The 25,824-nt window shown below is 39.8% G+C and carries 18 protein-coding genes and 1 tRNA gene; 12 read left to right on the top strand and 7 right to left on the bottom strand.

All coding sequences use genetic code 11. From position 1 onward, the window contains the following. Nucleotides 1–163: 163 nt before the first annotated feature. Together xseA and HSP_RS0107260 are read right to left on the bottom strand one after the other, a co-directional pair. Complete coding sequence (gene xseA, locus HSP_RS0107265) at nt 164–1,627, bottom strand: exodeoxyribonuclease VII large subunit (protein ID WP_007524382.1); 1,464 nt, start codon at nt 1,625–1,627, stop codon at nt 164–166. A 68-nt stretch (nt 1,628–1,695) separates the two neighbouring features. Next, nucleotides 1,696–1,772: transfer RNA gene (locus HSP_RS0107260), tRNA-Met, on the bottom strand. A 207-nt stretch (nt 1,773–1,979) separates the two neighbouring features. On the opposite strand from HSP_RS0107260, the gene mltA reads away from it, so the two are divergent. Then, nucleotides 1,980–3,101: a murein transglycosylase A gene (gene mltA / locus HSP_RS0107255; RefSeq protein ID WP_010129716.1), complete on the top strand. Its 1,122-nt coding sequence runs from the start codon at nt 1,980–1,982 to the stop codon at nt 3,099–3,101. Between the two features lie 123 nt (nt 3,102–3,224). Here the strand turns inward: mltA and recB are convergent, their stop codons facing one another. From recB to gltS, 3 genes are all read right to left on the bottom strand, one after another. After that, the gene (recB, locus tag HSP_RS0107250; RefSeq protein ID WP_007525233.1) at nt 3,225–6,917 is read right to left on the bottom strand and encodes an exodeoxyribonuclease V subunit beta; all 3,693 of its coding nucleotides are present in this window, start codon (nt 6,915–6,917) and stop codon (nt 3,225–3,227) included. A 1-nt stretch (nt 6,918) separates the two neighbouring features. Further along, nucleotides 6,919–8,310 (bottom strand): MATE family efflux transporter, encoded by a 1,392-nt coding sequence (locus tag HSP_RS0107245; RefSeq protein WP_007525055.1) that lies wholly within the window; start codon nt 8,308–8,310, stop codon nt 6,919–6,921. A 187-nt stretch (nt 8,311–8,497) separates the two neighbouring features. Next, nucleotides 8,498–9,715 carry a sodium/glutamate symporter gene (gene gltS / locus HSP_RS0107240; RefSeq protein WP_007524040.1) on the bottom strand — a complete coding sequence of 406 codons (1,218 nt, stop codon included), beginning with the start codon at nt 9,713–9,715 and terminating at the stop codon, nt 8,498–8,500. Nucleotides 9,716–10,002: 287 nt separating this feature from the next. Here gltS and yihI point away from each other — a divergent pair, with 287 nt between their 5' ends. The 11 genes from yihI to cpdB are packed head-to-tail and all read left to right on the top strand — an operon-like array spanning nt 10,003 to nt 23,221. Beyond that, nucleotides 10,003–10,584, top strand: coding sequence for a Der GTPase-activating protein YihI (gene yihI, locus HSP_RS0107235; RefSeq protein ID WP_007525418.1), 582 nt, complete (start codon nt 10,003–10,005; stop codon nt 10,582–10,584). Nucleotides 10,585–10,620: 36 nt separating this feature from the next. Further along, nucleotides 10,621–11,076 carry a DUF2489 domain-containing protein gene (locus tag HSP_RS0107230; RefSeq protein WP_007524772.1) on the top strand — a complete coding sequence of 152 codons (456 nt, stop codon included), beginning with the start codon at nt 10,621–10,623 and terminating at the stop codon, nt 11,074–11,076. After that, the gene (hemN, locus tag HSP_RS0107225; protein WP_007524564.1) at nt 11,076–12,446 is read left to right on the top strand and encodes an oxygen-independent coproporphyrinogen III oxidase; all 1,371 of its coding nucleotides are present in this window, start codon (nt 11,076–11,078) and stop codon (nt 12,444–12,446) included. The genes HSP_RS0107230 and hemN overlap by 1 nt, the downstream gene beginning before the upstream one ends. 14 nt (nt 12,447–12,460) lie before the next feature. Then, entirely contained in the window at nt 12,461–14,797 is a 2,337-nt protein-coding gene (gene lptD / locus HSP_RS0107220) for an LPS assembly protein LptD (protein ID WP_010129714.1), read from the top strand. Nucleotides 14,798–14,844: 47 nt separating this feature from the next. Further along, on the top strand, nt 14,845–15,846 hold the full coding sequence (locus tag HSP_RS0107215; protein WP_007525261.1) for a 3-oxoacyl-[acyl-carrier-protein] synthase III C-terminal domain-containing protein: 1,002 nt from the start codon (nt 14,845–14,847) through the stop codon (nt 15,844–15,846). After that, on the top strand, nt 15,847–16,860 hold the full coding sequence (locus HSP_RS0107210; RefSeq protein WP_007524627.1) for an NAD-dependent epimerase/dehydratase family protein: 1,014 nt from the start codon (nt 15,847–15,849) through the stop codon (nt 16,858–16,860). It abuts the gene before it with no gap. Further along, nucleotides 16,857–18,005 (top strand): ATP-grasp domain-containing protein, encoded by a 1,149-nt coding sequence (locus HSP_RS0107205; RefSeq protein WP_010129713.1) that lies wholly within the window; start codon nt 16,857–16,859, stop codon nt 18,003–18,005. The genes HSP_RS0107210 and HSP_RS0107205 overlap by 4 nt, the downstream gene beginning before the upstream one ends. Further along, complete coding sequence (locus HSP_RS0107200; protein WP_010129712.1) at nt 17,977–19,068, top strand: hypothetical protein; 1,092 nt, start codon at nt 17,977–17,979, stop codon at nt 19,066–19,068. The genes HSP_RS0107205 and HSP_RS0107200 overlap by 29 nt, the downstream gene beginning before the upstream one ends. Before the next feature lie 9 nt (nt 19,069–19,077). Continuing rightward, nucleotides 19,078–19,902 (top strand): MBL fold metallo-hydrolase, encoded by an 825-nt coding sequence (locus tag HSP_RS0107195; protein ID WP_010129711.1) that lies wholly within the window; start codon nt 19,078–19,080, stop codon nt 19,900–19,902. Further along, nucleotides 19,899–21,209 carry a F390 synthetase-related protein gene (locus HSP_RS0107190; RefSeq protein WP_010129710.1) on the top strand — a complete coding sequence of 437 codons (1,311 nt, stop codon included), beginning with the start codon at nt 19,899–19,901 and terminating at the stop codon, nt 21,207–21,209. The genes HSP_RS0107195 and HSP_RS0107190 overlap by 4 nt, the downstream gene beginning before the upstream one ends. A gap of 38 nt (nt 21,210–21,247) precedes the next feature. Then, on the top strand, nt 21,248–23,221 hold the full coding sequence (gene cpdB, locus HSP_RS0107185; protein WP_010129709.1) for a 2',3'-cyclic-nucleotide 2'-phosphodiesterase: 1,974 nt from the start codon (nt 21,248–21,250) through the stop codon (nt 23,219–23,221). A 59-nt stretch (nt 23,222–23,280) separates the two neighbouring features. Here the strand turns inward: cpdB and HSP_RS0107180 are convergent, their stop codons facing one another. After that, a complete protein-coding gene (locus tag HSP_RS0107180) occupies nt 23,281–24,432 on the bottom strand; it encodes a tetratricopeptide repeat protein (protein ID WP_010129708.1) in 1,152 nt (383 codons plus the stop codon). Nucleotides 24,433–24,539: 107 nt separating this feature from the next. Next, nucleotides 24,540–25,811 carry a tetratricopeptide repeat protein gene (locus HSP_RS0107175; protein ID WP_010129707.1) on the bottom strand — a complete coding sequence of 424 codons (1,272 nt, stop codon included), beginning with the start codon at nt 25,809–25,811 and terminating at the stop codon, nt 24,540–24,542. Between the last annotated feature and the right edge of the window lie 13 nt (nt 25,812–25,824).

The raw sequence follows: 25,824 nt of genomic DNA, 5'->3' as shown, positions 1-25,824 counted from the left end.
AGCGTTTTTATCTTTTAACTGGAGCAATTTTATGCACTTAAACTGCGGAGTTATTCACACTTTCTGTGGATAACTCCGTGAGTAACCCGAATAATATCTTTCTAACAGATTGATTTTATTAAAGAATAATTCAAATTTTTTAGCCGTTTAAAAAAACATCATCTCAAGAAGCAATTTCTACGACTTCACTTATCACTTGACCTTCTGCTAATCGTGTGCTTAATCGATCGCCTTTTTGAACCTGTTTGGTTGAGGTCAATACTTCACCATTTTCTACTTGAGTGACTGAATAACCTCGGCTTAAAATTTTTAATGGGCTTAATCCATCAACTTGGGCGCATAACGCCTTAAATTGGCTATTTGCCTGCATCCAGCTTTTCTCCATTGCATATTGAAGACGGTAAGCCAACTGTTGCTGATATTGCTGCTTTTTATGCACTTGCATTGGAAGTGGATTACGCTCAAAGCGTTCTAACACACTCTGCCATTGCTGGTTAATATTTTGCCAATATTGTTGAATTTGCAAATCTAAACGCAAATTTAACCACTTGAGTGCTTGCGCTTTTTCAGCTAACTGTTTCACTGGATGCTGAATTTCTGCTCTCTGTTTTAATTGATTCAGTTTTAGAGATTGATGCGCAATGCGTTGTTGCATAGCCAAATTCATACGATTACTCAACTGATGAAGCTGTTGCTTTTGCCAAGCTAAACGCTGATTTGGGTGTTGAGCATTTAAACGAAGCGTAAGCTGAGATAATTGGGTTGTTTTCTCAGACCAAATTCGATCAAAAGCCAAGCCTGCTTTGTCAAATTGATGTTGTAATTGTCTAATGAGTTCTTGGCAATCTCGGCTAACTAACTCAGCAGCCGCTGATGGAGTCGGTGCGCGCAGATCCGCAACAAAATCAGCAATGGTTACATCTGTTTCATGACCAACTGCGCTAATAATTGGAATGTTTGAATGATAAATTGCATAAGCAACCTTCTCTTCATTAAAACACCATAAATCTTCCAGTGAACCGCCACCACGCCCCACAATTAACACATCACATTCTTGACGAATATTCGCTAATTGGATCGTTGAAACAATCTCATCAATCGCTTCTTTGCCCTGAACTTGTGTCGGATAAATGATTACAGAAAGGCTTGGATCACGGCGTGCCAAAACGTGCAAAATATCTTGCAATGCCGCACCACTAGAAGAGGTAATAATACCTACACGCTTAGCAAATGAAGGAATTGGCTTTTTATGTTCTTGAGCAAACAATCCTTGCGCTGCCAATTTCATTTTGAGCTGCTCAAATTGTTGTTGTAATAAGCCCTCGCCAGCCGGCTGCATACTTTCGATAATAACCTGATAATCCCCTCGTGGCTCATACAAACTCACACTTGCACGAACAAGCACTTGCATACCATTTTGTGGCTTAAAATTGACTCGAAGGTTTTTCATTTTAAACATCGCACAACGCACCTGTGCGTGCTGATCTTTTAAAGTCAGATACCAATGGCCAGAAACAGGCTGACTAAAATTAGAGATTTCACCTGTTAGCCAAACTTGTCCGAATTCAACTTCTAGTAAATGACGAACAGAATAATTGAGTTGAGAAACAGTGAGCACATTATTCATAAAAAATGCTTCTATTTGGAAGATAGCTGATATGAAAAAGCCCCCGATAAAATCGAGGGCTAAGTATTTGGTTGCGGGGGCCGGATTTGAACCAACGACCTTCGGGTTATGAGCCCGACGAGCTACCAAGCTGCTCCACCCCGCGTCTGATAGAGCATATAATACACCTTATTTTTATCCGTGCAACGTTTTTTTTGATCAAAATCATATAAATGCCTAATTTTAAAACAAATAAAATGGAAAATAACCTATGTAAGAATTTGCAAAGCCCAAGCTATCCCCTGTTGTTTACTGGTAAATTTTGCTATCCTAATTACTTTATTTCTCTTATTAAAAACTAGGTTAGAAAATGATGAATTGGAAAGCAATTGGAAAATGGACTGCACTAGCTAGCATCGCTTTTTGTGTTGTTTCTTGTACAACGTCTAAAAAAACAACTAAGCCGAACTCAAGTGGCTATTACAATGCTGAAAATGCTAAATTAGGTGCTGTTTATAAAAACCGCCAAATGATGCCAAACTATATGCATTTTGCGCGTGTTAGTAGCGTAGAAAACAAACAAAATATCGTTAACGGACATGATTTCATTCAACAATTGAATAATGTTCGTGCTTACTCTGGCAACATTACTGGCCGCTATGCCGGCGTATATAGCAAAATTCAACGCTGGGTTAGCGCGGGAGCTAATGTAGATGATTTAGCGAAATACGGCATTAACGCTAACTTAATGCGTGGACAAGATGGTTTCCAAAATGTGAACCTGACTGGCTATTACGCACCTGTGTTACAGGCACGTCGTTTCCCTCAAGGCGAATTCCAACATCCGCTTTATCGTCTTCCAGCAAATAAACGCTTTACCCGTGCACAAATTTATAATGGTGCGCTAGCTGGTCAAGGCTTAGAATTAGGCTATTCAAATTCAATGGTTGATAACTTCTTCTTAGGCGTACAAGGTAGTGGATTTATCGACTTTGGCGAAGGACAATTAAGCCATGTTGCCTATGCAGGTCAAAATGGTTTTAAATATGCATCCATAGGTCGCTTATTGGTTGAAGATGGTGAAATTCCAAAAGAAAAAATGTCAGCACAAGCCATTAAAGATTGGGCAAAACGCAACCCTGGCCGTACGCAATCTTTGCTTGAGCGTAATCCATCTTACGTTTTCTTCAAATTTGATGATACCCATGAAGTAAAAGGATCTGCTGGTGTGCCTTTAGTTGCCTTAGCCTCTGTCGCTTCAGATAAAAGCATTGTGCCATCTGGCAGCGTTGTATTAGTTGAAATGCCGTTAATTAACGATCACGGTGATTTTACCGGTAAATATGAAATGCGTTTAATGGTTGCATTAGATGTGGGTGGTGCAGTAAAAGGCCATCACTTTGACATCTACCAAGGCGTTGAAGGCATTCATAAAAAAGCCGCACAAACTGCGGGCTTACTTAAACACTTTGGCCGTGTTTGGGTGCTAAACTAATCGCTTTCCTATCAATCAAAAGGGTGTGAACACACGCCCTTTTTTATCTCATCAGGAAAAAATACAAGCGGTCAGATTTTTGTGAACTTTTGCAAAAATTTCATCAAATCTAACCGCTTGTTACTAACCAAATAGCTGATCCATCTCTTCGATGAGCGCCATGCTTGGTTTATCAAAATAAACGCCTGAGTTAGGCTTTCCATTCATCCCACGCAAGAAGAGATAGGCGACTCCGCCAATATCTCTTTCATAGTCATATTGTTCCCCTAAACGTGTACGTAAATAACGATGCAGCGCTAAAGTATAAAGCAAATACTGCAAGTCATAGCGATACTGCCCCATCGTTTTTTCAATACGTTCAGCACTATAATCTTGGGCTAAAAAACCTAAGAAATTAGATTTATAGTCAATTAAATAAAATTTGCCATTTACTTTAGCAATACAATCTACAAAGCCTCTTACATAACCTTCTAGCTGTGGTAACTGTAAGTCGCCTAAGCGCTGCGCCAGTGGATGATATTGTTTAAGCAGTTGATTTAATTTGCGTAATCCTTGCTTGTTTTTTAAGCGCAAATAGAACTCCCACTCTTTTAAGCAAGCATTTGGCTGAATAGCATTCAGTGTTAGCGCTTCCTTACCAAAAGGTGTCGTCATAATTTGATTAAACCATTGCTCAGTTGGCGCTTGCCATTCTTGCGATAAATCTAACGATGACAATAGTTTTTCCACATTCTCTGAAGCAATCGGTTGTTGGAAATCTTGCGCTTCAAAAAAGTGATGTAATAAGGTGCCCACTTTCGCGCTATGCGGAAACTGATAAGGAGAATATGCGTTATCCATCAACTCTTCTACATCTACATCGGCGATTTCATTCGTCACAATTTGGCTATCATCATCTTCAGCACGAATGAACATTGATACAGGCTGATTCTCTGCTTGCGCTTGATGATAATAATGCAAAGCGGTAAAGCTGGTGGTTTGCCCATCTTGTTTTAAACTGCCGTTAAAATAACGCGGTGTTGGGAGCGATAAACGCTCTTGTTTACTTACCCACGCATCAATCGGTGCGGTTTCAGGTAACATTTTCGTGCAGCAATGTTCAATTTTTTGCTTCAGTAATTGTTCCATTGGAGTATTGATCTGCTGATCGCTTCCCAAACCAATTTCCCCTTGGGTAAGCAAATATAACAATGCGTTCCAACATTTTGGCATCACTTCTGGTAAGACTAAATTGAGTTGCGACTCCGCTCGCGTTAATGCAACATAAAGCAAACGCAAATCTTCCGAATATTCTGCTTTATTTTGCAATTCAGCAATCTCACTGGCCTTTTCTTTATCACCCCAGTGGATTTCTGCATTATCATCTTGGTATAACACTAAGCCTTTATTTCTCGCGATATACTTTGAATTCCCGACAAAAGGCAGCCAAACAATAGGATATTGCAAGCCTTTTGAGCTATGAATCGTGAGAATTTTGATCAGCGCCTCTTCACTTTCTAAGCGCAGCGCATAGTCTGCTTGATCTTCACTCGTTTCCTCGTTGATTTGATGCTCATACCAACGTAATAATGCGGTTTCATTTTCACAATTTTGCTGCGCAGACTGTAATAATTCCGTTAAATGCAACAAATCAGTCACCACCCGATCGGCATCCGTTAAAGTGCCTAATCGAGCAATAATTCCTTCATTTAAATAAAGCTGATGCAACATAGGCAGCACGCCTTCTTGTGCCCAAACTTGTTGATAATGCACAAAACGCTCAACATAAGCATCCCATTTCATCTCGTTATGCTTAATCTCTAATAGCTCACTCGCACTAAAATGCCACAATGTGGTACCAAGGGCTGCAAGTAACGCTCGCTGATCATAAGGCGATAAACAAGCTTTCAAAACCCAACATAAATCTTGTGCAATATCGGCTTCATAAACATTACTACGATCCGACATAAACACTGACTTAATCTGGCGCTCTGCAAGCGCTTGTTTAATTAAATTTGCCTCTTTTCGACTACGTACAAGTACGGCAATATCTTTCGCTGCAAAAACACGAGCCTTTTCTGGATTTGCTAAATTTAGCCCAAATTCACCCGCTTGCATCAATTTCAATTGCTGCTGAATTTGATGAGCACATTGTGTGGCAAGCAAATCATTTTTTGGTGCAGTAATTTTGAGTTCTTGCTTGCCTTTCTTTTCTTCTAATTCTTGATTCGGTTGTAAATAAGCATTGAAATGACTTTGCCCACAGAGCTCTGCATCTTGCTCACCATTTTCAATCGCCTCTAGACGTTCAGTTTTAGCAAGCACAGGCTGAAAACTGATTCCTTCATAGAAAAATGGGGCTGCCTTGCTTTCTTTGCTAAAAGTAAAAAGCGAATTCACCGCACTGACAATTGGTTGTAATGAACGCCAGTTTACCCCTAAGGTGCGTTTTTCTTCTGCTTGGTTTGATGCTTTTAAATACGTGAAAATATCTGCCCCGCGGAATTTATAGATCGACTGTTTCGGATCGCCAATCATAATAAACCCTTGCCCCGCTTCTGGTTGCTGAATGAAAATTTTGCTAAAAATTTCATACTGCGTTACATCAGTATCTTGGAATTCATCGATCATCGCAAAAGAGAATTGACGGCGAATATGCGTGGCTAAATGTGCACCTTGTGGAGATTGCAAGGCTTGATTCAGTAACGTTAGCAAATCATTAAACCCTTTTTCACTATGCGTGGCTTTATATTCAGCCAGTTTGCTACGCAAAGCTGTAAGAAAAATATATTGCAATACTTCTGATTGTTGAGATTGAGCGGCTTCAAATTCTTCCTCGTAAGCGGTCAAAAAATCCTGAATTTTTGTAAAATGGGCATTAAGCTCAAATTCACAGCCTTTTTTAATCGCACCACTAATATAATCGGTTGAAAAGCGCAATAATGCATCTGTCGGAAAACTGCTATCTAACGAATTTTTTGACCACCATGCCAATAGCGCTATGCGCTCAAGCGTTGGGTTTTCTTTGTATTTATTGGCATTAAGTTGACGAGCACTTGCACTAAGATCCGCAATAATTGCTTCCGTAAGTGCAGTTTCATTTTCTCGCCAATAGGTTTTCACTTCTTCTAAAAAATCGAGGTAGACTTGATTTTGTTTTGAAAAATTTCCTGATTGCCAATCTTCTACCCCTTCTGCAATCGCTTGAGGTAAATCGGGCAATTTCTGCTGGTAGATATGTGCACGAACCAAATCAAGTGCCGTTGCCGGATCACTTAAATGCTTTGAAACGGCTTTCGCTTCGACTAAATCACAAGAATAGAATTGTGTTCGCCAAACTGACTGACTCAACTTGCGTAATAGCTCACTTTCATCCGTATGCAATTCAAAATCAAAGCGCATGCCTGATTCAAAAGCAAACTGAGTTAGCATTTTTTGGCAGAAGGCGTGAATGGTATAAACGCTAGCGAGATCCATCTCTCGCTCAGCAATGCGTAAACGTAAAATAGCTGCGGCATAATCCGCTTTTGTCGCTTGGAATAAATCAAAATAATATTGTGATTGGCTATCTGAAGGTGTACTAGGCTCGATTTGCTGTGCTTTAAAATAAGCGTGGCATTGCTGAATGTTTGCGCGAATTCGATCACGCAATTCAGCTGTAGCGGCTTTAGTAAAAGTAACAACCAAAATTTGCTCAACCGTCATCGGCGTACAACCTACACCGAGTAAAAGGCGAAGATAGAGATTCGCCATGGTATAAGTTTTCCCGGTACCAGCAGAGGCCTCAATTAACGCCACTTTATCTAGTGGCATTTCTAATACATTAAGCGGTTTCATATTATTTAATTCTTTCTAAGCGGTTAATTTGTTCTGCTTCCGATAAAGATTGAATTCTACGCATTAAAATAATCAATAAACCAGCAGCAATACTCAAGCTAATACAAAAAATCAGCCAAAAGCCGCTTGCCGCCATGGGTTCAACAATCCAATCCGTACGAGCAAGCACATAACCTAATGGTATACCGATAATCCAATAACAAACAATGGTGACATATAAAATCGGCTGGGTATTTTTATAGCCACGTAAAATACCGTTTGCAACCGCCTGAATAGCATCTGGAATTTGGTAAAATGCAGAAAATAATAATAAATGCGCCGCAATAGTGAGCGAAACAGGATCGCGCGTAAATGCCATTGGAATCCATTGATTACATAATGCGATCACAAGCGCCGCTAAAGTTGCGAAGATAAAACTGGTAAACAGCGCATGATAACTCAGCACCTTCGCTTCATTGATAGCCCTTTGCCCAAGCATTTTTCCTACCACAATAGTAGTCGCAATACTAAAAGACATGGGAATCATAAAAAAGAGTGAGCTGGTTTGTAATGCAGCCTGATGGCTTGCCACAACTTGCGCACCAAGCGGTGAAAGCAATAAAGAAGAAGTCGAAAACAGCATTACTTCCGTAAAAGTTGCAAAGGCAATTGGTAAACCTAATTTGCAAAGTTTTAGCAAAATCTGACCGCTTGGTGGTTCAATCCATTTTTCAAATAGCTTGATATCTTTCTGTGCACGGTTGGTATAACAGTAATGCAGCATCATCAAGAACATTATCCAGTTCACAATCGCTGTCGCCACACCACAACCCACTGCGCCCATTTCTGGAAAACCAAACTTACCAAAAATGAATAAATAGTTAAGCGGGAGATTCAATAATAAACCAAAGAAGGTTATCCGCATAGCTGGAAGTGGGTTCGATAAACCGTCATTCATACAACGCAAATTGATAGCCAGTAGCGCAGGCACAATACCAATTGCCATGATTTGTAAATATTGCTGCGATTTAATCGAGAATGATTCAGGTGTGCCCATAAAATCTAAAATCCAATGACTATGGGTAAAGATAATAATCAGTGGAATAGAGAAACTCAGCACAAGCCACACACCTTGGCGAACCTGACTCGCAATAAGATGGCGTTGGTTTGAACCGTTAAGATAAGAAACTGTCGGCGTAATTGCATTAAGTAGGCCTAACACAAATAAAAATAGTGGAAAGTAAATGGAGTTACTCACCGCAATGGCAGAAACATCTTCATCGCTGACTAAGCCTGCCATTACAATATCAGCAAAACCCATGCCTGCAGCTGAAAGCTGAGAAATGAAAATAGGAAAAGTTAAACGAAAAAGTTTACGTGCATTTTCAAAATATTGTTGCCATTGCCAGTTCATAAATACCTCAAAATAAAATCGGCTTATTATAGCCGATTTTATTAGCTAGTTGCATAAAGCTTATGCGGTTGTCATCTCTTGCAGAATTGGTTGGCGAATAACCCTAGTTTAAAAATTCAAAAAAATAAAAAACACCCCATATCTTTTAAGACATGGGGTGCGATAATCCTCTTAATTCAGTGAAGAATTAACTAAGAAATTCTACGAATGAGGTAATTACACCTAAGTTCACAAGATCGACGAAGAAGGCGCCGACAAGCGGTACAATTAAGAAGGCTTTATGCGAAGGCCCGAATTTTTCTGTGACTGATTGCATATTCGCCACTGCAGTTGGTGTTGCACCTAAACCAAAGCCACAGTGCCCTGCTGTTAAAATTGCTGCATCGTAATCTTTACCCATCACACGGAAAGTCACGAAATAACCATAAAGGATCATCACAACAGTTTGAACTAACAGAATAATTAACATTGGACCCGCTAAACCTGAAAGTTCCCAAAGTTTGATATCCATTAACGCAATCGCTAAGAATAAACTTAATGAAGCATTACCGAAAACATCAATTGCACGGTCGAACATGTCGAATTTGAACACTTTCGTTAAAACATTTCGTAAGATAACACCAAAACCTAACGCCCAAACAAATTGAGGTAAGCTACTGTCTGGTAATAGCATCTTCATCACTTTGGAAAACACTAAACAAGCAGCAAATAACGCCATGGTTTCAATCACAGAAGTTGCCGTAATATAGCGGAAGTTATCTTTATCTTCAAAAGTACTACCATCATATGCATCAGGACTTGCATCCGCTTTTTTAACGTGCGCTTTTTTACCTAATCTAAGTTTATTTACCAAGTGACGAGCAACCGGACCACCAATTAAACCACCAGCAACTAAACCAAAGGTTGCTGAAGCCATCGCCATTTCGGTTACGCCTTGTAAAGCATATTTATCTTGGAAAGTTTTCGCCCATGCTGCACCCGTTCCGTGACCACCAGTTAACGTGATTGAACCTGTAATTAAGCCTAATTTCGGATCTAACCCAAATACAGAAGCTAGACTTACACCCACTACGTTTTGGACAACAATTAAGACACTCACCACGACTAAGAAAATCACTAATGGTATCCCACCTTGTTTTAAGCGGGAGAAGTCTGCTGAGAGACCAACAGAGGCAAAGAAAACCAACATAAAGGCATCTTTTAAGCCTGTATCAAATTTGAAAGACATACCATTCCATTGATACAGTGCAAAGATCAATGCAGCAACAATTAAACCACCAGCAACCGCTTCGGGAATGTTAAAATCTTGTAAAAATTTAATTTTCGCTACAAAGAATCGACCTAAGATCAATACAATGGTTGCAAAAATCAACGTGTAATAGCCATCTAAAACGATTGGTTCCACGGTATGCTCCTTGTTTTGTTATGGTTAAACAGTATGTTAGAGAATTGTTAAAATTCAATCTAACTGTAAAAGTTCACTACTTTTTGAAAATAACGCAATCGTTCTCGTTTGTCAACTTTCAGAAATAAAAATAAATCATGGTACGATTACAAAATTTGATGCAAGCGGTCTAAATTTTTCTCTCATTTGCAAATTTCCCTTTAAACTTAACCGCTTGTCTGTTCAGATAGAGGGAATTCGAGTAGAATAGGGCGTTTAATTTTTTATCATATTTAAGAAGAAATCAGATGAGTCGAACCAAAAAAACACGCCGCATTACCGATATTATGCCAATGCGTAAATCGGATAAAAAACCGGAACAACCAAAAATTTCTAGCGGAAAGAACCGTAAACCAACCCGCTATGAGCTGGATGCCAAAGCGCGTGAAGAAAAGAAAAAACGTAAACATAAAGGCTTACCAACCGGTTCACGTAATGTTGATCAAACTGAACAAAAGAAAACGGTAGTTAAAGAGGTGAAAGACCCTCGTATTGGTAGCCGTAAAAAAGTGCCATTGATGGTTGAATTCGTTAATCGCCCAGAAAAAGGCCAAACCATTAAGCCAGTGCCTGTTGTTGAAGAAATTCGTCCAACGCTTACTGCTGCACAAGAGCTAGAACAGCTAGAAAACAACGAATGTCTTAACCAGTTATTAGATGATTTAGAAGCGGGTAAAACATTATCGGCTGAAGATCAACGTTTCGTCGATGAGTGTTTAGATCGTATTGATGAACTAATGACTGAGCTTGGTATTACCGATGAGGAAGAAGATAACGGCGAAGCTTTATTCCGTCAGTTCTCAACGGTAGATATTAACCAATTTAGATAGGCGCTAGCCTAATTATTTTTAAGTGGGAATTTGAGTGTGATTAGAATCTATTTATTGGTTCTTGCTGCGTTAATTGTGCTTTCTTTAGCTGGTTATGCCGTTTTCTTATGGCTAAAATACCGTGCACAAAAAGCGATGCTGGCTGATGTAATGGCAGAGGCAAAAGAAAAGCATGAGGCACGATTAACACGTATCAAAGAAAGTGTAGATGTCATTGCTAGAGCAATGATTTCTAAACAATGTGATCTTTCTGAAGGTGTTTTACGTTTAAAACCGCTACTGGATGTGCTAGGACATAAACTGAGCCAATATCCAGCCATGTGGGCGCTTTATAATGTGATTGAAAGTCATCCAATTCTAGCGGATCGCAAAGCACTAAAACGCAATGAGCGAATGAAACTTGATTTAGAAAGAGAAGCGAAAGAAGCTGAACTTGAAACTGAAATTATCAATGAATGCCGACAATTATTAGTAAAAATGAAGGAAATGTAATGTCATCAGAAATTATTTGGGATTTTGACCTTATTCAAAAATATAACCAATCCGGTCCACGTTATACTTCATACCCAACCGCTTTGGAGTTTAGCGAAAACTATCATGATGATGATTTTAAAGTCGCAGCCGCGCGCTATCCAGATCGCCCGCTTTCACTTTATATTCATATTCCTTTTTGCCATAAACTTTGCTATTTCTGTGCTTGTAATAAAATTATTACCCGCCATCAGCATAAAGTCGATATTTACCTCGACTATCTTGAGCGTGAAATCACACAACGTGCACCACTATTTAAAAACCGTCTTGTCACCCAAATTCACTGGGGCGGTGGCACACCAACCTATTTAAACGAAGCTCAATCTTCTCGCTTAATGGGGTTGCTTCGTGAACATTTCACCGTTTCAGATGAAGCTGAAATCAGTATTGAGATGGATCCGCGTGAAGTTGATCTCTCTATGCTTGATCACCTACGAAATATCGGCTTTAACCGTATTAGTATGGGGATTCAAGACTTCAATAAAGAAGTGCAAAAATTAGTTAACCGTGAACAAGATGAAGAATTTATTTTTGCCTTAATGAAACGTGCAAAAGAGCTTGGATTTGTGTCAACCAACATCGACTTAATTTACGGTTTACCAAAACAAAATGTCGAAAGCTTTATGTTTACCCTTGAAAAAGTGGTTGAGCTTAATCCAGATCGTATGAGTGTGTTTAACTATGCACATTTACCAAGTCGTTTTGCTGCTCAAATTAAAATTAAAGATGATATGCTTCCGCCGCCAGAAACTAAGCTCACGATTTTACAAAAAACGATTGAGTTTTTAGGAAACAATGGCTACAAATTCATTGGGATGGATCACTTTGCGAAACCAGACGATGAATTAGCGATTGCTCAAAGCGAAGGTGTATTACATCGTAACTTCCAAGGTTATACTACCCAAGAAGAGTGTGATTTATTGGGTATGGGCGTATCTGCAATTAGCTTGTTAGGCGACACCTACGCACAAAACCATAAAGAATTAAAACAATACTACGCAGAAATTGAAGAGCGTGGCATTGCCCTACATAAAGGTTTAGCGCTAAGTCAAGATGACTGCATCCGCCGCGATGTCATTAAAGCGCTCATTTGCAATTTTAAATTAGATTTCGACCGCTTGTCTGAAACCTATCACATTAATTTTAATGAATACTTTGCCGAAGATTTAGCCCTGCTTCAACCTTTAGCAGAAGATGGATTGCTGACGCTAACGGATAAATCAATTGTCGTTTCACCGCGTGGACGATTATTGATTCGTAACATTTGTTTATGCTTTGATGTCTATTCCAGACAACTTGCAAAAAGACAACAATTTTCTAGAATCATTTAAGCGAGAACAGCATGATGAAACCACGTTATAGCCTCCTTTCTTTGGCCATGATGTCTGCATTATATAGCCAATATGCTCAAGCCGATTTGCGTGAACAATGCTTATTGGGCGTGCCGCAATTCCATGGTGAAGCGGTAGACGGCAATATGAATGAGCAACCAATTTATATTGATGCTGACAAAGCAGTCATCAACCAACCGACTGATGCAACCTATACTGGCGATGTCAATATTAAACAAGGTAACCGAACCTTAATTGCTGATGAAGTACGCGTTGAACAAAATGGTGACCAAGCTCGTAAAGCCTTCTTAAAAGGCCAATATCAATACCAAGATGAATTAGTACAAGCGAAAGGGAACGATGCTGCAATTGATCTCACCTCAAAAACAGCGGAACTTTCAAATACAGAATACCAATTAGTTGGTCGTCAAGGACGAGGCACAGCAGAAAGTGGTGAATTTAACGAAGAGACTCGCGTATTGAAAAATGCGACTTTCACCGCTTGCTTACCGAATGACAAATCTTGGTCGATTGAAGCCAATGAAATGATTCAGCATGTTAAAGAAGAATATGCGGAAATGTGGCATGCACGCTTTAAAGTCATGGGTGTGCCGGTCTTCTATTCGCCTTATTTGCAATTCCCTATTGGTGATCGTCGCCGTTCAGGTTTATTAGCCCCAAGTTTTAGCCGTTCAAGTAAAAATGGTTACACTTATTCACAACCGATTTATTGGAACATCGCACCAAATATGGATGCGACGATTACACCAACTTATTATTCTCGTCGCGGCTGGCAAATTAGCCCTGAATTCCGTTATTTAACGACTTTAGGTGAAGGTTTAATTGCTAGTGAATATATGGCAAAAGATCGTTTAGATGAATATACGCCAAGCGATAATGACCGTAAACGCTACCTCTTACACTGGCGTCATTATATGAGCTTTTTAAGCGACTGGCGCTTATCGGTAGATTACACCAAAGTAAGCGATCGCCGTTATTTTTCAGACTTCGATTCGGATTACGGCTCTAGTACAGACGGCTATGCTACTCAACAATTTAAATTAGGCTATTACCAGCCGAATTATAATTTGTCGATTTCAGGTAAAAAATTCCAAACCTTTGACGATTTAGATATTGGTCCATATCGCGTATTGCCACAAATTGACTTTAACTACTATAAAAACGATCTATTTAAAGGCGCAGACTTCTCTTTCTTCGCTCAAGCAGCACGTTTTGAAAATAACAGTAAGTTAATGCCAAAAGCATGGCGTTTCCATGCAGAGCCAACGCTCAATTTACCATTAGCAAACCGTTATGGTAGTTTGAACTTTGAAACTAAACTCTACGCAACACATTACATTCAGCAAAAAGGTGAACACCAAAATGCTGAAGAAATGAAGAAAAATGTCACTCGTGTCATTCCACAAATTAAGCTTGATTTTAAAACCGTCCTAGAAGCAGACAAACAATTCTTTACCGGTTTTAATCAAACCTTTGAACCACGTGTGCAATATATTTATCGTCCGTATAAAAACCAAGCTGACATTGGTTCAAAACGCCATCAAAGCGTAGGGTTAGGTTATGATTCGGCTCTATTACAAAATGACTACTTCTCACTCTTTAGCGATCGTCGTTATAGCGGTTTAGACCGTATTTCATCTGCAAACTTAATTACAGCGGGTGGAACAACACGCTTCTTTAATGAGAAAACAGGTGCTGAAGTTTTCAATTTTAGTGCGGGGCAAACATACTATTTAACACCATCTAAAATTGATGATAACTCTCTTAACAGCACAGCAAAACGTTCTTCGTCTTGGGCATTAGAATCTAACTGGAAATTCCACCGCAAATGGAATTTACATGGCAGTTATCAATATGATACGCGCTTAAATGAAACCTCATTAGCAAATATCTCAGTACAATATAAACCAAGCCAGAACAAAGTTATACAATTGAACTACCGCTACGCGAGTGAAGACTATATCAACCAAAACTTAAGTACTAACCGCTATAACCAAGACATTAAACAAGTTGGTGCGGTTTTAGGTTGGGAACTCACTGACAATGTGGCAATAATGGCGAGTCATTACCAAGATGTAGCATTGAAAAAACCGGTAGAAAGCCAACTTTCCATGAACTACAATACTTGTTGCTGGTCTGCTAACGTTTATGTTGCTCGCCGATTAACTGCAACACCAACTAACGCTAGCGATACTATCAATGATTTCTACTACGATAATAAATTCGGTGTGAACTTTGAGTTACGCTTCGGGACTAATTATAGTAGCGGCGTACCGAAAATGCTGAAAAAAGGCTTAATTCCATATAGCGAACCATACGGAATTAACTAAACTTAAGGCGAGAGAAATCTCGCCTTTTTATCAAGGATAAGATTATTATGGCTTCATTTGTTATTAGAGGGCTTGCTATTGCCCAAGCCGACCGTAAAATTACCTCAGCGCAGCTTGATGAAGAGCTTGGTTTAAAATCAGGCTATATTGCCAAACGCTCTGGTATTCAACACCGTTTTTACCTCAACGCTAAAACCAGTCAATCTGAATTTGCCGCCACAGCGGTCAAACAAGCACTCAAACAAGCACACCTACGTAAATCTGATTTAGATTTATTGATCTCAACCTCTGCCGTCCCTGAACAAGCTATTCCAAGTACTGCCTGCTTTGTTGCCCATCATTTAGGCCTCCCTAAAGGAACGCCCGCTTTTGATATTAACGCTAGCTGTTTAGGTTTTTTAGTCTCCCTTTTTACTGCGATTAACTTACTCGAAACTCAAGCTTATAAACGTATTGCGGTGGTTGCATCAGATCTTGCCTCTCGAGGTTTAAACTGGAACGACCTTCATTCTGCCCCTATTTTTGGTGATGGTGCTGCAGCAATCATTATTGAATCCGCTACACAAGTGGTCAATTCTGAAGGAAAACTTGCAAATTGCTTAGCTTACCTCTTTGAAACCTATGCTGAAGGTCGCCATTTCTGTGAAATCAAAGCAGGTGGCACGCGTATCAATAGCACAACAGAAATGACCGAAACTGACTTCCAATTTTCGATGGATGGCAAAGCAGTGTTTAAAATCGCCATGCAAAAATTAGAAAAATTTATTGAAAAGCTCTTAGCGCAAGCGAATTTAACCTATCAAGACATTGATTGTGTGGTACTGCATCAAGCTAGCCATTTAGGCATGGAACATGCGATTCACCGTATGAAATTTAAACCAGATACCATTGTGAATATTTATTCAGAACATGGTAACCAAGTCAGCGCGTCGATTCCAACGACTCTATTTTATGCTGACCAGCAAGGTAAATTAGCCAAAGGCAACAAAGTCTTACTACTTGGTACAGCGGCAGGCTTTAGCATCGGTGGTATGATCTTAGGGCTCTAGATGAAAATACTCCTTACTGGCGCAACTTCCGGATTAGGTCGAAATGCTGTGGGTTTTCTGCAAAATCGGAACATTCCCTTTATTGCAACAGGAAGAAATCGCACAGTTGGCCAACAACTTATGCAACAAGGTGTAGATTTTCGCGCTTGCGATTTAGCGCAAGCAGATGAATCCGCATTAACTGCATTATTTGATGGCGTGACTGCCGTATGGCATTGTGCTGCACTTTCTTCACCTTGGGGCAATTACGCTGATTTTTATCAGGCTAACGTTGTTGCAACCGAGCAACTCGCTCGTGTTGCAGCTGAACATGGGGTAAGCCGCTTTATTCATATCTCCACGCCTTCTATTTATTTTAATTTTCAGCATCATCATCATTTATCCGAAACTGATTGCGCAGCCAAACGTGCTAATCATTATGCTGAAACAAAATGGATTGCTGAGCAAAAAATTCAGCAACTCGCTAAAAAATATCCACAAACGCAATTTGTGATCTTACGCCCTCGTGCCATTTTTGGTGCTTATGATAAAGTGCTGCTTCCGCGCTTATTAGATTTGCTTACCGAACGTCATGGTGTCTTGCCTCTTCCAAATGATGGAAAAGTGAAAATGGATGTGACTTATGCGCTAAATGTGGTTCATGCTATGTTTTTAGCAACGGAACAAACCTTTCCGTCACAAGATGGTGTACCAACTTTTAACATTACCAATCAAGAACCAATTGAGTTACGCACCTTGTTAGATAAACTTTTCCATCAGCAATTAGGGAGAAATTTTCGCATCAAATCTGTGCCTTATCCCTTAATTGTTACGTTAGCAAAAACGTTGGAATGCCTCGCTAAATTTACAAAAAAAGAGCCAAAATTGACCGCTTATAGCGCAGGCACGCTCTATTTCGATATGATTTTAAATAATGACAAAGCCATCACAGAACTAGGCTATCGCCCATTATATTCACTAGAAGATGCGATTGCCCAAACAGCACAATGGCTTAAAAACGAAGGAGTCGCATGAATATTTTAATTACCTCCCCGCGTGCACCAATTGTGTTGGAATGGATTCGTATCGCTGAACGTGGCGGGCATCAAATTGCACTATGTGATAGCTTACGATTCCCATTAGCACGTTTTAGTCGTACGCCTATTCAATATCATCAAATTCCTGCCCCTCGATTAGACTTTTCAGGCTATCAAAAGGCCATATTGCCGTTAATTGAGTGGGCTGATTGGGTGATTCCAACTTGTGAAGATATTTTCTACTTAGCACAATTGCCACTAAATGAAACGCAAAGACAAAAATGCTTTATGCCGGATAATGCTCTCCTGTTTGGCTTGCATCATAAAATAGAGGTTTACCAACATTTGCCGCAAACCGAACATATTCGTTTTCCTGCTTCTCGTTTAATTACTCAAATCAGCGATGTCGAATATGATACTGCTGCACAAAAAACCGTATTAAAGCCTATCTTCTCTCGATTTGGGCGTTCTGTTATTCGAGGGGTTACCCCAGAAAATACACAAGGCTTATCAATTTCTACTGAATATCCTTGGGTACAGCAACAATTCATTGAAGGGCAAGCATTATGTAATTATGCGGTTTGCGTACATGGTAAAGTAGTTGGGCACAGCATCTATCGTCCGCGTTACTTGCTGAATCAATCTGCTTCCACCTATTTTGAACCGGTTGAAGATGCACGTATTCAAGCATTTATTCACGCTTTTGCCGAACAAACCGGTTATCACGGGCAAGTTGCGTTTGATTTTATTGATGATGGCTGTGATCTTTGGGTATTAGAATGTAACCCTCGCGCAACCAGTGGCTTACATTTACTTGGCGATGCTTTGGAAATCAATACAAGCGGTCAATTATGTGCGATAAATTACCAATCTGTCTCCAGCCAACCAATGAGAGCAGGCAAATTACTTCCATTATTATTTGGCTGGGAAGCCTTCAAAAAAGGCGAATGGCAAACATTAATGGCAGATTACCGTCGGGCGAAAGATGTCACGGCAAGTCTGCCAAGTTACGCAGCATGGCTAGCGTTAGGTGAAATGTGCTACCGCCAATGGCGATATCATAAACCACTAACCAGTGCCAGCACCTTTGATATTGAATTTGATGGATGCCACGATGACCATACCAAGCACAGCACAGTCTGAACGTTATAGCCAATTATTTGCCGCGTATCCACTACCAGACTTAATGCGTAATGTACAAGCACACGCAGAAATTTTTACGATCAAAGGGGTAACTTTTCCTGTCACTCGTGTCGATGAGATACAGCCAAACTGTTTTACTGTATCAACCCATGCGGCACTGATTGATTATGGGCTGGAAGAAACCGCCAAACTGCCTCGTTGGCAACAATGTTTGCTCAAACCTTTTCTAAAAGCAATTGATCGCTATTTACATCAAGTAGGAATTGATAAAGCGCTTTTTCTCAATAACTATGCGCTTTCTACTAATACGTTAAGTGATGAATTTCAACAGCTACCAATCGAAGAGTTAACACAGACGGCGGTGGGTAGATACCCTGAGCACGCATTAGTGATTCGCTCACTAAACGCACAGCATCATGCCGATTTTATGCAACGATTAAAAGCGCAAAACTGGCTATTTATTACCTCCCGACAAGTCTATTTACATGATGATTGTCAAACTGCCTTAACTAAGCATGTTAATAGTCGCCGAGATCAAAAATTACTTAATGATGGCCAATTCCATTTTAGAACGGCTATCTCAGACAGTGACTTTGCTATTGCAGAACAGTGTTACAACCAGTTGTATATAGAAAAATATTCTTCACAAAATGTACAATTTAGTGCATTGGGTTTAAAAAAAATGAGTGAAGCCGGTATTCTAAAATTGTTTATTTTAGAAGAGAGTACTAGCAAAGAGATCGTAGGCACGGTTGGCATGACGATTGAAAATAACGGAATTGTGACTGTGCCCATTGTGGGCTATCTGACACATTTACCCCAAAAATTAGGTTTATATCGCCGTCTGATGGCCTTTGCATTACGCTATTGTGCAGAGCATAATTTACGACTCAATTTCAGCGCTGGTGCGCCTGATTTCAAAAAAGTCCGTGGCGCTCGCCCCGAAATTGAATATATTGCGGTAAATGTACAGCACTTGCCAAATAAACGAGCTAAAGCGTGGCAACGATTAGCAGCTATCAGCCCTTATTACGAACGATTGCTAAAAAAATACCAATTATAGTGAAACAATATGGCAAAAATTACCCTCTTTAAAGCTGGTTACTGTACACATTTAGCCTGCATTGCCATTCGTGGTGCACAAGCTAAAACCTGTCAATTTCCTGCTCAAACTGCGCTCATTGAAGCACATGGTCGTTATTGGCTATGGGATACAGGCTATGCCAACCATTTTTTTGATGCCACGCGTGTCGGTGTCTATGCCCTTTATCCAAAAGTGACGCCCGTTTACTTCGATAGTAATGAATCCATGCTCGCCCAATTACAAGCGCAAGGATTACGCCCACAAGATTTGTCTGGCGTGATTCTTTCGCATTTTCATGGTGATCATATTGCAGGCGCTAAAGATTTCGCACAAACGCCCTTTATCTGTTCCAATGAAGGGTGGCGAAAAATGCGTCCATTAAAAGGGATTAGCGCAGTGCGTAAAGGTTACATTCCCGAATTACTGCCGCCAGATTTTGCTAACCAGACCCAATTTATTGAACAATTTTTACAGATAGATTTACCGGTTGAGCTGGCTCCTTTTACACAAGGTTATGTGTTACCCAACAGCCAGCAAGAGGTTATCTTCGTCCCATTACCGGGGCACGCTGCCGGGCAAATTGGGGCTTTTGTACAAACCGATGATGGCTGGGTATTATTAGCTGCTGATGCGGCTTGGTCTAAAGCAAATTTTCAAGGTAAACCACCTTCACGCTTAGCTCATCTGCTAATGGACGATACTCGGGCTTTTTATCAAACTTTAGAAAAATTAGCCACACTCCATCGCAACGGCGTACAAATTATTCTCAGTCATGAGCCACCAAATGGTTCTATTTTGGATTCAATTCGATGAATATCATTTCACTGCTTTATCATTATTGGCAATGCAAGCGGTTAAAATTTAGAGACCGTTTGCAATTAACCCATTATCAGCAACGTCAATGGGAAAAATTCACTCGCAAAGTCTTGCCGAAAAGCCCCTATTTTTATCCTTATTTGGGGAAACCATTAGCGGATTTTCCGTTAATGAACAAACAAATCATGATGGACAATTTTGACCAACTCAACACAGCCTATCTCAAACTAGATGAGGTGTTGGAATGTGCTCTAGCTGCAGAACATTCGCGTGATTTCCGACCGACTTTAGGGAAATATAGTGTGGGGTTATCTTCTGGTACCTCCGGCAAACGAGGTGTATTTTTAGTCAGCCCCCAAGAACAAGCTAAATGGGCGGGGACTATTTTGGCAAAACTCCTGCCAAATGGCTTATTTCATCCTGAAAGAATTGCCTTTTTCTTACGTGCGAATAACAACCTTTATAATGCCGTTCGCTCGCGCACGATTTCTTTCGAATTTTTTGACCTCTTTTCCTCATTTGAACAATCTATTCAGCGTTTAATAGCCTACCAACCAAGTATTATCGTTGCGCCGGCGCAAGTCTTGTATCAATTAGCCTTAGATGAAAGGCTTTCAAACCTGCCAGTGAAAAAAGTTATTTCCGTTGCAGAAGTATTAGATCCGCAAACCAAAGCTTTATTGCAATCGCGTTTTGAGCAAGTAGGTGAAGTTTATCAAGCCACCGAAGGATTTTTAGCCAGCACTTGCCATTTGGGTCATTTACATCTCAATGAAGATTTACTCATCGTGGAACAGGAAGCAATAGATGAACATCGTTTTATTCCCATCATTACCGATTTTAGCCGCAGCAGCCAGCCGATTGTTCGCTATCGTTTAGATGATGTATTAGTCAAGCACCCTGACCCCTGCCCTTGCGGCTCAGTATTGCAACGTATTGAGAAAATTGAAGGCAGACTTGCCGATACCTTAACATTAGAAGGGGTATCGCAACCAGAAGTGCTTATTTTTGCTGATGTCTGCGAACGAATTTTCGCTCAAGCCTTACCTATTGATGTCGATTACCAACTCGACCAAATTGCAAAAAATCAACTAAAACTGACCGCTTGTTGTGATGAGCTAACGCTCAAAGCTTGCCAAGCGCATTTTATTTCCGTTTTTAATCAACTAGGTGTAGCGACTGATTCACTGCAATGGGAATTAAGTAACCAGCCTATTTCACGAACACTTACCGACAAACGGCGGCGAATTCGTAATTTAATTCATTTATCCGCCAATAAACTTTCGGTACAATGCTCACAATGACAGACCACTCGTCAGAATATGATTTATTAGGAGTTCATATGATCAACAGAAGAAATTTCATCCAACTTGGCGCAAGCAGCATTTTAGCGTTAAGTGCTAGCCGTTTTGCTTTTGCGAAAAGCGACACACAAGTCGATTTACGTATCGTGGCAACGACCGATATTCACAGTTTTTTAACTGACTTCGATTACTACAAAGATGCACCTACTGAGAAATTCGGTTTTACCCGTGCAGCAAGCTTGATTCGTCAAGCTCGTCAAGAGGTAAAAAACAGCGTTTTAGTTGATAACGGTGACTTAATTCAAGGTAACCCAATTGCTGACTATCAAGCAGCTAAAGGTTATAAAGAAGGCAAATCAAACCCAGCGGTAGATTGCTTAAATGCGATGCACTATGAAGTAGGGACATTAGGTAACCACGAATTTAACTATGGCTTAGACTATTTAGCGGATGCGATTAAACAAGCAAAATTCCCAATTATCAATGCTAACGTGGTAAAAGTTGGTACTGAGGAGCCCTATTTCACACCTTATGTGATTCAAACTAAAGAAGTGGTGGATAGCCAAGGTAAAACCCATAAACTAAACATTGGTTATATTGGTTTCGTGCCACCACAAATTATGGTGTGGGATAAAGCAAATTTACAAGGCAAAGTTGAAACGCGCGATATCGTGAAAACCGCACAAAAATATGTGCCAGAAATGAAACAAAAAGGCGCCGATATTATTGTGGCACTTGCACATACAGGCCCATCTGACGAGCCATATCAAGAAGGTGCAGAAAACTCAGCATTCTATCTTGCTGATGTACCACACATTGATGCGATTGTTTTCGGTCACTCTCACCGCCTATTCCCGAATAAAGAGTTCGCCAAATCACCAAATGCAGATATTGCTAAAGGTACTGTAAAAGGCATACCTGAAAGTATGGCTGGCTACTGGGCAAACAACATCAGCGTGATCGACTTAACCCTTGCTCAACACAACGGCAAATGGTTAGTGGCTGATGGTAAAGCGGTACTTCGTCCAATTTACGATGCAGAAAACAAAAAAGCGACCACAGAAAGTGACGCCGAATTGACTGCACTTTTAAAACCTGTGCATGAAGCAACCCGTGAATTCGTGGCACAGCCAATCGGTAAAGCAACCGATAACATGTATAGCTACTTAGCGTTAGTGCAAGATGACCCAACCATTCAAATTGTGAACCAAGCACAAAAAGCTTACGTTGAAAAAGTGGCACCAAGTGTTGCTGCAATGGCGGGCTTACCAATTTTAAGTGCAGGCGCACCATTTAAAGCAGGCGGACGTAAAAATGACCCAACGGGCTATACTGAAGTGAACAAAGGTGAATTAACGTTCCGTAACGCAGCAGACTTATACCTCTATCCAAACACCTTAGTTGTGGTGAAAGCAACCGGTGAAGAACTGAAAGAGTGGTTAGAATGTAGCGCAGGTATGTTTAAACAAATCGACCCTACCAGCGACAAACCTCAATCTTTACTTGATTGGGAAGGTTTCCGTACTTATAACTACGATGTAATTGACGGTGTAAATTATGAATTCGACCTGACTCAACCAGCGCGTTATGACGGCGAATGCAAATTGATTAACCCTAACTCACACCGTGTAGTGAATTTAACCTACCAAGGTAAACCAGTTGATCCAAAAGCAGAATTTTTAATTGCAACTAACAACTATCGTGCTTACGGTAATAAATTCCCAGGCACTGGCGATGCGCACATTGTTTACGCTTCTCCTGATGAAAACCGCCAAATTCTTGCAGATTACATTAAAGCAGAAAGCGAAAAAAATGGCCATGTAAACCCAAGTGCGGATAAAAACTGGCGTTTTGCACCGATTAAAGGTAACGATAAATTAGATGTGCGTTTTGAAACCTCGCCAAGCGAACAAGCAGCGAAATTCATTCAAGATAATGCACAATACCCAATGAAGAAAGTCGGCACCGATGAAGTGGGCTTTGCGGTATATCAAATCGATTTATCGAAATAACAGAAAAAGGGCGTGCTCAGCACGCCCTTTACATATGTATCGTTAAAAATGCACACATCTTATTGATTAGTTTCCTGCATTTTTTTAAACATCTCTAAACTTTTTTCTTGTAGCTTATCTAATTCTTTAAGCATCTCTTCCGTATAGCCTGCTTTTTTAATCCAATACTCTGCTTCTTTAGCATCCATATTGCCTTGCCCGTTCTGAGCTCGAGAAGCTAATGCTTGAGCGGCTAATTCATCAATCGCCTCTTGGTTATCTAATTCTGCGGCCTTCTTAAGGAAGAATAGCGCTTTATCCTCATCTTGTTCAACGCTGATACCTTCATCATAGATATAACTTAACGCAAGTGCAGCATCCGCATGATTAAGCTCAGCTGCACGTTGATAATATTTAATAGACTTAGCTAAATCAGCCTCAGCCCCTTCTGAATAATACACGCCTAATTGATAAAGTGCTTCTGGCTCATCATTATTCGCTGCCCTTTCTAACCAAAATAATGCCCCTTTGTTATTTTCAGAATAAAGATCAAAAAAATTCATTGCGAGTAAATACTGTGCATAGCCATATTCTTTTTTTGCAGCTTTCACTAATAAAGGCTTCGCTTTTTTCAATTTATCTTCTTGAATATAAAGGTCAGCAAGATTCGTCATCCCTAGAGCATTATTTTGTTTTGCAGCCATTTCATAGTATTTCATTGCCTCTTTGATACTCAATGACGTGCCGATTCCAAATTCATAAGCATAGCCTAAAGAATTCGCATAATGCATATCACCAGAATCTACTTTCTTTTTAAGCGCATTGAAACCTTCTTTCATCAATTTTTCATCTTCTTGAATTTCACCTAATTTAATTTTGGCGGCTTCATTTCCCAACTCAAGCGCTCTTTTCGCTACTTGAGTAGCTTCCTTCAAATTGTCATGATTTTGTTGATGAATAGAGAGGAAAAATAAAGCATCCGCATTCTCTAACTTTCCAGCTTCAAGAAAATACTCTACCGCTTTCGCACGATTCACGGGGCGCGTAATACCGTAGAAATAATCATAGCCTTCTTCATAAAGTTTTTTCGCTTTTTCAGCGCGCTGGGCTTGGGTCATGGGTATCTGTTCGATCATCACCAAGTCTGTTAGCCCCTCATTTGATTTCACAGGTATAAGATGAGTTTGTAGATTTAATACGGTTGCTGCAATTAATGCGACAATATTTGTCATTTGGATTCCTTTTGTTAGAGGATTGTTCTGTTTCCATTCAAGAATAACAAGCGGTTAAATTTCTTCCTTGTTTTGCAAAAACACGATGAAATTCAACCGCCCTTTCATTATTTTTTCTTGTTTAATTTTGCTTCTAATGCTTTAATTTTTGCTTTAATTTTTTTGTTATCCCGTTTGGTTTCTTTCTTTTCAATTTCATATCCTTGTTTATAAGCTTCTAATGCCGCATTATCATCTTTGGCGAATTCTTCATAACGCTCTGCCAATTGATAATATACATTATATGAAGCTTTTTCTTTCTCGCTTAAACTTTCATCCAATGAAATTATGTTATTAAATAACGCTTCTGCCATTTCATAATTTCGTTCAACACCTCTGCCTTCTAAATAGCGAATAGAAAGCTCATTCATGGCCTCTAAATTTTGTAATTGAAACGCTTCTTCTAATAACTCAAATGCTTTCTTATCATCCTTTTCTACACCTTCGCCGCTTTCATATAAATAACTTAATTCAAGCATAGCCTGAGAATCATTTAATTCAGCACCTTTTTGATAATAATAAATCGCTTTTTTTATATCCTGATTATGATAATAACTCGCTAAATACATAATGGCTTGGAGGTTATTATTTTCAGCCGCTTTATTGAGCCAATAAAGTGATTCTTCTGAGCCCGCCTCATAAATGCTATAACCTAAATTGTATTGTGCCACATCATTATTTTTTTCAGCCGCTTTCAGCATAAGCGGTTTAGCTTTTTCAATTTTATCTTGTTCAAGATAAAGTTCACTTAAATGTCCTAATGAGATCGCATTACCTTGCTCAGCCGAAGGGGTAAAAACTTTAATTGCCTGTTTAATATTCTCTTCAGTGCCGATACCGAAACGATAAGCATATCCAAGTACATTAGAATAATGTAAATCGCCTTGTTCAACCTTCTCTTTTAATGCCTTAAAGCCTGCCTTATATAATTCTTCAGCATCCCCAAAATATTCCTGTTCGGAAATTTCCGCCAATATATATTTTCCTGCCATGTTTCCTAGTTCAATAGCAGAGTCAGCATATGCTCTAGCTTGTTCAATATCGCCATTCTCTACCGCATTCATCCCTAAGAAAAAGAGAGCATCAGCGTGACCTAAATCGGCAGCCTCTTTTAAAAATTTATCCGCTAAAGTACGATCAACCGTTTTTGTGATCCCATATTCATAATCAAAGCCTTTCTCATAAAATGCTTTTGCTTTTTCAAGACGTTGTTCAGGCGTCATCGAAGCGATGTCGGCAACGACCGCTTCCTGCGTGGAAGATGTAGTCTGTTCTTGTGGTAGCTGAGATGGAGAATTAAATGCAGTTGCCGCAATAAGCGTTGCAATAATATTAATCATGTTATTCCTTTCT

The organism is Haemophilus sputorum CCUG 13788 (assembly GCF_000238795.1).
GTDB lineage: Bacteria > Pseudomonadota > Gammaproteobacteria > Enterobacterales > Pasteurellaceae > Haemophilus_A > Haemophilus_A sputorum.
The sequence above is the reverse complement of the archived record's forward strand: the minus strand, read 5'-3'. Positions and strand labels throughout refer to the sequence as shown.

Bases quoted from the DNA above. Each gene is read 5' to 3' on its own strand.
- mltA (WP_010129716.1), top strand. From the start codon at position 1,980: ATGAATTGGAAAGCAATTGGAAAATGGACTGCACTAGCTAGCATCGCT.
- HSP_RS0107245 (WP_007525055.1), bottom strand. From the start codon at position 8,310: ATGAACTGGCAATGGCAACAATATTTTGAAAATGCACGTAAACTTTTT.
- xseA (WP_007524382.1), bottom strand. From the start codon at position 1,627: ATGAATAATGTGCTCACTGTTTCTCAACTCAATTATTCTGTTCGTCAT.
- HSP_RS0107210 (WP_007524627.1), top strand. From the start codon at position 15,847: ATGAAAATACTCCTTACTGGCGCAACTTCCGGATTAGGTCGAAATGCT.
- HSP_RS0107190 (WP_010129710.1), top strand. From the start codon at position 19,899: ATGAATATCATTTCACTGCTTTATCATTATTGGCAATGCAAGCGGTTA.
- HSP_RS0107200 (WP_010129712.1), top strand. From the start codon at position 17,977: ATGACCATACCAAGCACAGCACAGTCTGAACGTTATAGCCAATTATTT.
- lptD (WP_010129714.1), top strand. From the start codon at position 12,461: ATGAAACCACGTTATAGCCTCCTTTCTTTGGCCATGATGTCTGCATTA.
- HSP_RS0107195 (WP_010129711.1), top strand. From the start codon at position 19,078: ATGGCAAAAATTACCCTCTTTAAAGCTGGTTACTGTACACATTTAGCC.
- cpdB (WP_010129709.1), top strand. From the start codon at position 21,248: ATGATCAACAGAAGAAATTTCATCCAACTTGGCGCAAGCAGCATTTTA.
- hemN (WP_007524564.1), top strand. From the start codon at position 11,076: ATGTCATCAGAAATTATTTGGGATTTTGACCTTATTCAAAAATATAAC.
- recB (WP_007525233.1), bottom strand. From the start codon at position 6,917: ATGAAACCGCTTAATGTATTAGAAATGCCACTAGATAAAGTGGCGTTA.
- HSP_RS0107175 (WP_010129707.1), bottom strand. From the start codon at position 25,811: ATGATTAATATTATTGCAACGCTTATTGCGGCAACTGCATTTAATTCT.
- HSP_RS0107205 (WP_010129713.1), top strand. From the start codon at position 16,857: ATGAATATTTTAATTACCTCCCCGCGTGCACCAATTGTGTTGGAATGG.
- HSP_RS0107215 (WP_007525261.1), top strand. From the start codon at position 14,845: ATGGCTTCATTTGTTATTAGAGGGCTTGCTATTGCCCAAGCCGACCGT.
- HSP_RS0107180 (WP_010129708.1), bottom strand. From the start codon at position 24,432: ATGACAAATATTGTCGCATTAATTGCAGCAACCGTATTAAATCTACAA.
- yihI (WP_007525418.1), top strand. From the start codon at position 10,003: ATGAGTCGAACCAAAAAAACACGCCGCATTACCGATATTATGCCAATG.